9 protein-coding genes are annotated in these 9,643 nt (G+C 57.3%); all 9 read left to right on the forward strand.

All coding sequences use genetic code 11. The annotated features are described in order from the left end of the window. Positions 1-43: 43 nt before the first annotated feature. Entirely contained in the window at positions 44-1,327 is a 1,284-nt protein-coding gene (locus PAF17_RS14995) for an ABC transporter substrate-binding protein (protein ID WP_271889913.1), read from the forward strand. A 54-nt stretch (positions 1,328-1,381) separates the two neighbouring features. Then, a complete protein-coding gene (locus PAF17_RS15000) occupies positions 1,382-2,203 on the forward strand; it encodes an ABC transporter ATP-binding protein (RefSeq protein WP_271889914.1) in 822 nt (273 codons plus the stop codon). A gap of 9 nt (positions 2,204-2,212) precedes the next feature. Further along, complete coding sequence (locus PAF17_RS15005) at positions 2,213-3,433, forward strand: phenylacetate--CoA ligase family protein (protein ID WP_271889915.1); 1,221 nt, start codon at positions 2,213-2,215, stop codon at positions 3,431-3,433. Between the two features lie 83 nt (positions 3,434-3,516). Next, positions 3,517-4,281, forward strand: a complete 765-nt coding sequence (locus PAF17_RS15010; protein ID WP_271889916.1) for a flagellar motor protein MotB — start codon at positions 3,517-3,519, stop codon at positions 4,279-4,281. Positions 4,282-4,363: 82 nt separating this feature from the next. Beyond that, positions 4,364-5,680 (forward strand): flagellar hook protein FlgE, encoded by a 1,317-nt coding sequence (locus PAF17_RS15015; protein ID WP_271889917.1) that lies wholly within the window; start codon positions 4,364-4,366, stop codon positions 5,678-5,680. A gap of 22 nt (positions 5,681-5,702) precedes the next feature. Continuing rightward, a complete protein-coding gene (gene flgK, locus PAF17_RS15020) occupies positions 5,703-7,157 on the forward strand; it encodes a flagellar hook-associated protein FlgK (RefSeq protein WP_271889918.1) in 1,455 nt (484 codons plus the stop codon). A gap of 2 nt (positions 7,158-7,159) precedes the next feature. Beyond that, complete coding sequence (locus PAF17_RS15025; RefSeq protein ID WP_271889919.1) at positions 7,160-8,176, forward strand: hypothetical protein; 1,017 nt, start codon at positions 7,160-7,162, stop codon at positions 8,174-8,176. After that, a complete protein-coding gene (locus PAF17_RS15030) occupies positions 8,173-9,270 on the forward strand; it encodes a flagellar basal body P-ring protein FlgI (RefSeq protein WP_271889920.1) in 1,098 nt (365 codons plus the stop codon). The genes PAF17_RS15025 and PAF17_RS15030 overlap by 4 nt, the downstream gene beginning before the upstream one ends. Positions 9,271-9,387: 117 nt before the next feature. Then, positions 9,388-9,643 (forward strand): transposase (locus tag PAF17_RS15035; protein WP_271889921.1); only part of this gene is annotated, 256 nt, incomplete at its 3' end.

Below are 9,643 nucleotides of genomic sequence, written 5' to 3' on the forward strand. Positions count from 1 at the left end.
AGACCGGAGAACCGGCAAAACTGATCTAGGGGAGGAGACCCGAATGAGAACCAAACTGATTGCTTTGACCGCCGCCGGATTGATGGCAGGCGCACCCGCCATGGCCGACCTGGTTGTGCCCAATCTCAGCTATCGCACGGGCGCCTATGGGGCCAATGGCACGCAATATGCCGATGGTTTCAACGATTACTTTGCGCTGTTGAATGAACGCGACGGCGGCATTGGCGGAGAAATCGTGCAGGTGCCGGAATGCGAAACCGCCTATAACACCGAAAAGGGTATCGAGTGCTATGAGGAAACCAAGGATACCGGGGCACTGGTCTATAATCCGCTGTCCACAGGGATCACCTATCAGCTGATCCCGAAGGTCTCGGTCGACAAGAAAGTTCTGTATACGCCGGGCTACGGGCGGACTTCGGCAAAGAATGGCAAGGTGTTCGAATGGGTGTTCAACGCCCCGGCGAATTACTGGGACGGCGCTTCGGTCGCGATCAAATACCTGCTGGATGAAAACGGCGGGGACCTGTCTGGCAAGAAGATCGCGCTGGTTTTCCACAATTCGGCCTATGGCAAGGAACCTATCCGGACCTTGCAGGGGCTGGCGGAAAAACACGGGTTCGAACTGAGCGAGGTGCCCGTCGATGCTCCGGGCCAGGAACAGAAATCGCAATGGTTGCAAATCCGGCGTGACAAGCCCGACTATGTGATCATGTATGGCTGGGGCGTGATGAACCAGGCCGCGATTCAGGAAGCCGCCAATATTCGTTTCCCGATGGAGAATTTCATTGGAATCTGGTGGTCGGGTTCCGAAGTGGATGTTCTGCCGGTGGGCGATAAGGCCAATGGTTACAAAGCGTTGACCTTTAACGGCGTGGGTATGGATTATCCGATCTACGAGGATATCAAGACCTATCTTCTGGACACCGACAAGGCATCGCAGGGCGGCGAGCATGTCGGTTCCGCCTTGTATTCGCGTGGCATGTATGCGGCGGTCGTGATTTCCGAGGCGATCCGCAAGGCGCAAGAACTGGCCGGCGTTTCCGACATTTCGCCCGAACAGCTGCGCGATGGCTTTGAGCAGCTTGAAATCACTCCGGAACGGCTGACAGAGATCGGGCTTCCAGATTTCGGGCCGGAAATCAGGATGAGCTGTGAAAACCATGGCGGAAGCGGCATGGCGCGGTTGCAGCAATGGGATGCGGCCGCCAAGCAGTGGAACCTGATCTCGGAATTTACCGAACCTGATCAGGAAATCCTGGCCCCTCTGATCGAGGAAGACAGCGCCGCCTATGCCAAGGAATCGGGCATCACGCCGCGCGATTGCTGATCATTGCCCGGCGGCGCGTGTCGTCGCCGGGACATTCCCTGCCGGAGATGCACCATGCTGGACAGTTCAGATCAAGAAAATCTGTTGGAAGTCAACAATATCGAGGTGATCTACAATCACGTCATCCTGGTGCTGAAAGGGGTCAGTCTTTCGGTGCCGAAAGGGGGGATAACCGCCCTTCTTGGTGGCAACGGGGCTGGCAAGACGACGACGTTGAAGGCGATTTCCAACCTTCTGGCCAGCGAGCGCGGCGAGGTGACCAAGGGCAACATTCTTTACCGCGGCGAACGGGTTGCGGAATCCAACCCTGCTGCGCTGGTCAAGAAAGGTGTCATTCAGGTGATGGAAGGCCGCCATTGCTTTGAGCATCTCACCGTCGAGGAAAACCTGCTGACCGGGGCTTATACGCGCAGCGACGGCAATGCCGCCATCAAGCGCGATCTTGAAATGGTCTATGACTATTTTCCCCGTCTGCGCGAACGCCGCAGATCTCAGGCTGGCTATACGTCGGGCGGTGAACAGCAGATGGTGGCCATGGGACGGGCGTTGATGTCACGACCCGAGACCATCCTACTGGATGAGCCATCGATGGGGTTGGCCCCTCAGCTTGTCGAACAGATCTTCGAGATCGTGAAGGCGGTGAATGAAGGCGAAGGCGTCACATTCCTTTTGGCCGAGCAGAACACCAATGTCGCGCTGCGCTATGCCCATTACGGGTATATTCTGGAAAATGGCCGGGTGGTCATGGACGGGCCCGCCGCGTCGCTGCGCGAAAATCCAGACGTCAAGGAATTCTATCTGGGCATGTCGGACGAGGGGCGAAAGTCATTTCGCGACGTGCGCAGCTATCGCCGCCGCAAGCGTTGGCTGGCCTGAGGAGCGAAGATGACCGGTTATTTCGACGAACTTGAAACGCGCAGCGACGACGCGCGCCAAGAGGCGCTTGGCCAGGATCTGCCGCTTGCGCTTGCCCGTGCCAAGACCGCGCCCGCCCTTGCGCGCCTGCTGCGTGAGGTCGACCCCGCCAGCGTCACCGACAGATCGGCCCTTGCGCGCCTGCCGGTGATCCGCAAGGCTGAACTGACCGAGGCGCAGGCCAAGACCCCGCCTTTCGGGGGCTATGCGACCCGGCCAGCCGCCGAGTTCGATCACATATTTCAAAGCCCGGGTCCGATTTACGAACCGGGTCGGCGCGAAGGGGATTGGTGGCGTCTTGGGCGGTTTCTGCACGCATCAGGTGTCGGACGGGGCGATATTGTCCAGAATTGTTTTGGATATCATCTGACTCCGGCGGGAATGATGTTTGAATCCGGTGCGCGTGCGGTTGATGCGGCTGTCTTGCCGGCGGGGACCGGGCAAACCGAATTGCAGGTGCGGGCGGCGGTCGATATCGGCACCACCTGTTATGCGGGGACGCCGGATTTCCTGAAGGTGATCCTTGATCGCGCCGATGCGATGGGCGAAAGCCTGGGCATCATACGGGCTGTCGTCGGGGGCGGGGCGTTGTTTCCGTCGTTGCGCCAGGAATACGGCGATCGGGGCATCGTTACCCGTCAGTGCTATGCCACGGCCGATCTTGGCAATATCGCTTATGAAAGCGAAGCGCTGGAAGGCATGATCGTCGATGAGGGCGTTATCGTCGAGATCGTCCGCCCCGGCACCGGAGATCCTGTTCCTGATGGCGAGGTGGGCGAGGTCGTCGTGACCACGTTGAACCCCGACTATCCCCTGGTGCGGTTTGCCACCGGTGATCTTTCGGCGGTTCTGCCCGGCCCGTCACCTTGTGGGCGAACGAATATGCGGATCAGGGGCTGGATGGGCCGCGCCGATCAGACAACCAAGATCAAGGGGATGTTCGTGCGCCCCGAACAGGTGGCCGCGCTTGTGGCCCGCCATCCGGAAATCGGCCGGGCCCGCGTTGTGGCGGAACGGGACGGAGAAATGGATGTCATGACCGTTCAGCTCGAGGCGCCGGGCGGCGAGGCTGGCAATTATGCCGCTTCGGTCATGGATACATTGAAATTGAAGGCGCGGATTCAGGTCGTTGCTCCGGGCAGTTTGCCAAATGACGGCAAGGTCATTGAAGATCGCCGCAGCTATGACTGAATAGGCAGCATTTGATGCGTTAACTTGTTTGCCACCTGAATTGGACCGACATTCCCGGAGTGTTTCCCAGTTCAGGTGGTGTCATGGCCGCGCAACAGGGCTCGAACGGGCCCAGTATCATTATCAAGAAATCGGCCCCCGCCGAGGACCATGGACATCACGGTGGCGCGTGGAAGGTCGCCTATGCGGATTTCGTCACCGCGATGATGGCATTTTTTCTGTTGATGTGGCTGCTGAACGCCACCACGGAAAAGCAGCGCGCGGGGCTGGCGGACTATTTCAACCCGACCATCGTGCATATGCCCGGCGCCAGCGGCGATGGCACCCAGGAAGGTGTTCGCCATGCGGTCGAGCAATCCCTGCCTGACAGCCAGAAAGCCGCCGAGTTCGAACAGCTTGCTCGTGAAGTGCAGAACCGGCTGACCGGGACCGGCGCAGAATCGATGCAGTTGACCAACCTGTTGCGCCATGTCGTGACCCGCATGACGGATGAGGGGTTGGTGATCGAATTGGGGGATCTGGTCGATGAGCCATTGTTTGTCGAAGATACCGCCCAGCCGCAGCCCGCACTAAAGGAGCTGACCGGAATCGTTGCGCGTGTGCTGTCGCATGTGCGCAATGATCTTGCGATTTCGGGGCATGTGCGCGCCTATCCCGAGACGCTGGTTTCTTCACCGGTCTGGGCCTTGTCAGATGCGCGGGCGCATGCCGTTCGAAACCTGATCGAGCGCGCCGGCCTTGAGGCTCGTCGGATCCAGCGTGTGACCGGCTATGCCGATCGCAGGAACCGTCTGGCCAACCCGATGTCACCGGCAAACAACCGCATCGAGGTGATTCTGCTTCGATGACATCACGAATTGGCGGCGCTTAGGCGAATCTTAAGCTGTCGCGCCGATATTGTCCCTGACTTGCTTTGAAAAGGTTGCTCTCATGTCCATGTCTTCAGCCCTGAATGCCGGTGTTGTCGGGCTTGCCGCCAACTCGACCCGCCTTGCAACGATTTCCGACAATATCGCGAATTCCGGCACCTATGGCTACAAGCGCATGGAGACCGAGTTCGACGCCTTCGTGCTGAACCAGAACCGGGCGACCGGTCTCTATTCCGCTGGCGGGGTGCGCGCCTCGACCTATCGCGAGATTGACGAGGATGGTGCGATGGTGCCAACCTCGCATCCGCTGGATATTGCGATCAGCGGTCGGGGCATGCTGCCGGTCACATCAGCTGTCGATCTGGACAATGGCTTTGGTCAGCTTCCGATGATGATGACACGTACCGGCTCGTTCCGCACGGATGCTGAAGGTGTGCTGCGCACGGATTCGGGGCTGGTCCTTCTTGGCTGGCCCGCGCAATCGTATGGTACGGTCCCGATCATGCCAAGGGATACGATGGGCACGTTGGAGCCTGTGCGTATTTCGGCCAACCAGACCGCTGGTGATCCGACGACGCGAATCGGTCTTGGTGTCAATTTGCCCGCGGCCGAAACCCGCCCAACCGCTTCTGGCGATCCATTGGCGCTGAAGGTGGAATATTTCGGCAATCTCGGAACGTCGGAATCGCTCGACATCACGTTTATCCCCGACACGTCGGACCCCATGGGAATGTCGAATTCCTGGACAGTCGAGATCCGCGATTCTGCGTCTGACCCAATGGCGAATCTGGTGGGATCCTACCGTATTGATTTCGACGACTCACAAACCAATGGCGGCAGCATCGCCAATGTCACGGTTCTTTCAGGAGGAACATATGATGACACAACCGGCCTTCTCGAACTGAATGTGGCGGGGGGAGCAATGGAAATTGATATCGGTACGCCAGGGGGGGTAACCGGACTGCGCCAGCTATCGGATAGCTTCTCACCCACGAATATCTCCAAGAACGGCTCTCCTGTCGGGAATCTGACCACTGTCGAGGTCGATCAGGATGGATTTCTGAAGGCGACTTATGACACCGGTTTCGTCAAAACGCTGTATCAGATACCTCTTGCAGACGTGCCGAACCCCAACGGTTTGATTTCCGTCAATGCGCAGGCTTTTCAGATTTCGCCGACCTCGGGGAATTTCTTTCTCTGGAATGCCGGGGATGGGCCAACCGGGGCGGTGCAGGGCTATGCACGGGAGGCATCAACCACTGATGTCGCCGAGGAACTGACCCATCTCATTCAGACACAGCGTGCCTATTCATCGAATGCCAAGATCATTCAGACGGTCGATGAAATGCTGCAGGAAACGACGAATATCAAGCGATAGGTAGCCAAGGCAGGGATCGGAGATGAGTATTGCAGGGGCATTGAACAACGCGTTGTCGGGGTTGACCGCGACAGCGAAGGGCACGGAAACGGTGGCCTCCAATCTCGCCAATGTCATGACGCCGGGATATGCGCGGCGAGAGCTGTCCGTGACGTCCCAACCTTTGGGTGGGGGCATGGGGGGGGTGCGCATTGAGGGCGTCACACGGATGGTCAACACCAGTCTTGTCTCGGAAGCCCGCCTCGCAGGTTCGTCCAAATCCGAGATGGCGATTCTGAGTGATTTTTTCTCGGATATCGGCGCCGTGATCGGCATGCCGGGCGAAGATTCAGCCTTGGGCGCGGCCCTGACGGGTTTTCACTCTGCGTTACAGGCGGCTATATCCCGTCCGGACGACGAGTTGCGGCTGGTAGAGGTGGTTGATTCCGCGACCCGGCTTGCTGGTCGACTGAACGATGCATCCGATCAGGTTCAGGTCGCCAGAAGCACGGCCGATGCAGAGATCGCCCGAAACGTCGTTGAACTGAACTCTTCGCTTGAAACGGTGGCGCTTCTCAATCGCAAGATCGCCAGGGCACAGGCAGAAGGCGCGGATGCATCCGGTCTGCTTGACCACCGACAGGGCGTCATCGATTCCCTTTCGAAGATCGTACCGGTTCAGGAAATTCCGCGCGAAAATGGTTCGGTTGCGCTGTTTACGGCCGGGGGCGCACAATTGCTGGATGGCAGTAAACCGGTTGAAATCAAATACCATGCGATCGGGCAGGTCACGGCCGATATGAATGTCGGCACACCGCCCGTTGGACGATTGATCATCAACGGACATGAACTGACGCAAGATCGTATGGCTTTGTTCTCTGGCGGTGCGCTTTCTGCCAATTTCGCAATTCGTGACGAACACGCCCCTCAAATCCAAGCAGAGCTCGATGCGTTGGCATTTGATCTTCATCAGCGAGTTTCAGCCCCGACGACCGATGCAACGCTTGCCCCAGGTGACCCGGGTCTTTTCACAGATGCGGGTCAGCGCGCAGATGCGGTGTCACTGGTCGGATTTTCTTCTCGAATAGAGGTGAATGCGCTGGTTGCCCCGGAAAACGGCGAGGTTTGGCGCATGCGCAGTGGTCTAGGTGCCACGAATGCAGGACCGGTAGGTGATAGTTCCTTGCTTTCCAGTATCGTTGATTCGCTGTCGGTTTCCCTCCTCCCGGACGCGCAAAGCCCTTTTTGGGGAAGTGGGCGATTGCAGGATCGTTTTGCTGACCTCGAGGCGCGTGTCACGACACGACGTGTCACTGCGGAAACAGAGCTGAGCATGACGACGAGTCGCTGGGAAGTGGTGTCGGGGGCATTGATGTCCGAAGGCGTGGATAGTGACGCCGAGATGCAGCGCTTGTTGCAATATGAACAGGCCTACGCGGCCAATGCACGGGTTGTTCAGGCAATCGAAGAAATGATGGATCAAATTCTGAGGATTTGAAGATGGCTATTTATTCGATTGGCGATCAGGCAAGGGCATTCGCACTGCAAACAGCGTCCAACCGTCTCAAGCTTTCTCTGGGGACGTTGACAGACGAGTTGGCCAGCGGCGAAGTTTCCGATATTGGGCAGCGATTGCAGGGAAATACGCAAGTGCTTCGTGCAATTGAAAACCAGTTTTCTGCGGCGAACCGCTTTAAAAATAATGCCGAAGAAGCCAGTCTTCGCCTGACCGGAATGCAGGATGTTCTGGGCCAGGTGCAGTCCGAAACCTCGCAGCTTGGCATTTCGTTGATTTCGCCCCCGTTTAGTGAATCGGTCGGACTATTGGAAATGCGCGCGCGAGAGGTTTCCGAGACGTTTTCCGCTGTGGTTTCGAGGTTGAATGGTAGCTCGGCCGGGGTGTTTCTGTTTTCCGGTCAGAATCTCGATCAACCAGCGTTGATCCCGGGGGACGAGATTCTCGGTCATCTTTCGGCTCTGACGGTGGGAATGACATCGGCGGCTGATATCGCGACGGCAGTCAACGATTGGTTCGAGGCGCCTTCGGGCGGGGGCGGGTATCTGGATGTCGCGTACCAAGGGACGGTGAATTTGGCGCAGGTGGTCCCGATTACCGACGCGCAATCGCTTCGCATGACGACAGATGCATCGTCTCATTCTGTTCGCGAGGTCTTGAAAGGCCTGGCTACCGCAGCCCTTGTGGACCAGGGGGTGCTTTCGGGTGACTATCAGCAGCAACGTGAACTGATGCAAATAGGCGGGCAGATCTTGCTGGGCAACGATTCCGAGCTGCTAGCCGAAATGGCAAGAATCGGGCAAAATCAACAGTTTTCCGAGCGGGCCAAAACCGAGAATGCAGCGATCATGACGGTCATGCAAACCGCTCGAAATGATATTCGTCTGGCGGATCCGTATGAAACAGCGGGCGCGCTGACCCAGATCGAATCCCAGTTGCAAACTCTATACACTGTAACGGCCCGCTTGTCGCAGCTGAAACTTTCGGAGTTTCTAAGATGAGGAATTTTCTGATCTTCCTGACTTTGATCTGGTGCTCGGCTGCGGCTGCAGTGCCCGTTCGTATCAAAGATATTGCTGATTTTGATGGTGTTCGGGGAAATGATCTTGTGGGCTATGGACTGGTGGTCGGATTGGATGGCACCGGGGATGGCTTGCGCAATGCGCCGTTCACCGAAGAAATGCTGGCTGGTTTGCTGGAACGGTTGGGAACCAATGTGACCGATGACGCCATGCGTTCGAAGAACGTTGCCGCCGTCATTGTCACCGCCACCCTTCCGCCATTTGCCAGATCGGGCAGTCGAATTGATGTCAGCGTGTCGACGATAGGTGATGCGGAAAGCCTGCTGGGCGGAACATTGGTCATGACACCCTTGAAAGCTGCAGATGGTAATATTTATGCGGTTGCTCAGGGGTCGATTATAGCTGGCGGTGTCTCGGTGACGGGCGAAGCTTCGCGAGTGGTTGAGGGTGTGCCAACAGGGGGAACAATACCGGTTGGCGCCCGCGTCGAGCGCGAAGTAGAATTCGATTTCGCCGAAGTTCAGAATATTCGAATCGCGTTGCGTAATGCTGACTTCACGACAGCCACACGTATTGAGGACGCAATCAATCGCGACTTCAGCAAGCGACTGGCGATCACACAAGATAGTGGAACGGTGATTGTCGAATTCCAGAATCTGGGCGAAGTGAATCCTGCAAGAGTCGTAGGTCGGATCGAAAACCTGATGGTGGAGCCTGAAGATCGTGCGAAGGTGGTCATTGACCACAAGGCAGGAACGATCGTCATGGGGGAGCGTGTGCGTATTTCACGAGTCGCGGTTTCTCAAGGAAACCTGACCCTGACGGTTAGCGAGGCTCCGTTGGTATCGCAGCCCAATCCATTCTCGGACGGCGAAACGGTGACTGTCCCACGAACCTTTGCCGAGGTGCGTGAAGAGCCAGGCATTGGTTTCGCCGAAGTTGTCGACAATGCTTCGCTCAGTCAACTTGTGGAAGGCTTGAATGCCCTAGGTGTTCGCCCGCGCGATATGATCGATATTTTGAAATCCATTCACGCCGCCGGGGCGCTGCATGCGGATCTGATCGTCCAGTAATGGTGTGGCCTGTATTGTGATATGACATGAGGATATCTGCACTAGGGGCCATATTGGACGTGTAGCGGTTTGGTGCCGCTCCTTTGATAGCATGATTTGCAGCAAAGGAGACGAACTATGGGCGAGGGACGAACAGATGAATTCCGTAAGTATGCCTTGCGAATTGCGCTGACAAGCGGGCTGACACGGCGACAAGTTGCGGATGATTTGGGCGTTGGTCTTTCGACGCTGAACAAGTGGGCGAACGCGCACCTCGACACGGATGTGGTATCGCCCGAGGATCGCGAGCTTGCGCGCGAGAACGAACGACTTCGTCGCGAGAACCGTATCCTCAAGGAGGAGAGGGATATATTAAAGAAAGCCACCCAGTTCT

Source organism: Paracoccus onchidii (genome assembly GCF_028294535.1).
Classification (GTDB): Bacteria; Pseudomonadota; Alphaproteobacteria; order Rhodobacterales; family Rhodobacteraceae; genus Paracoccus; species Paracoccus onchidii.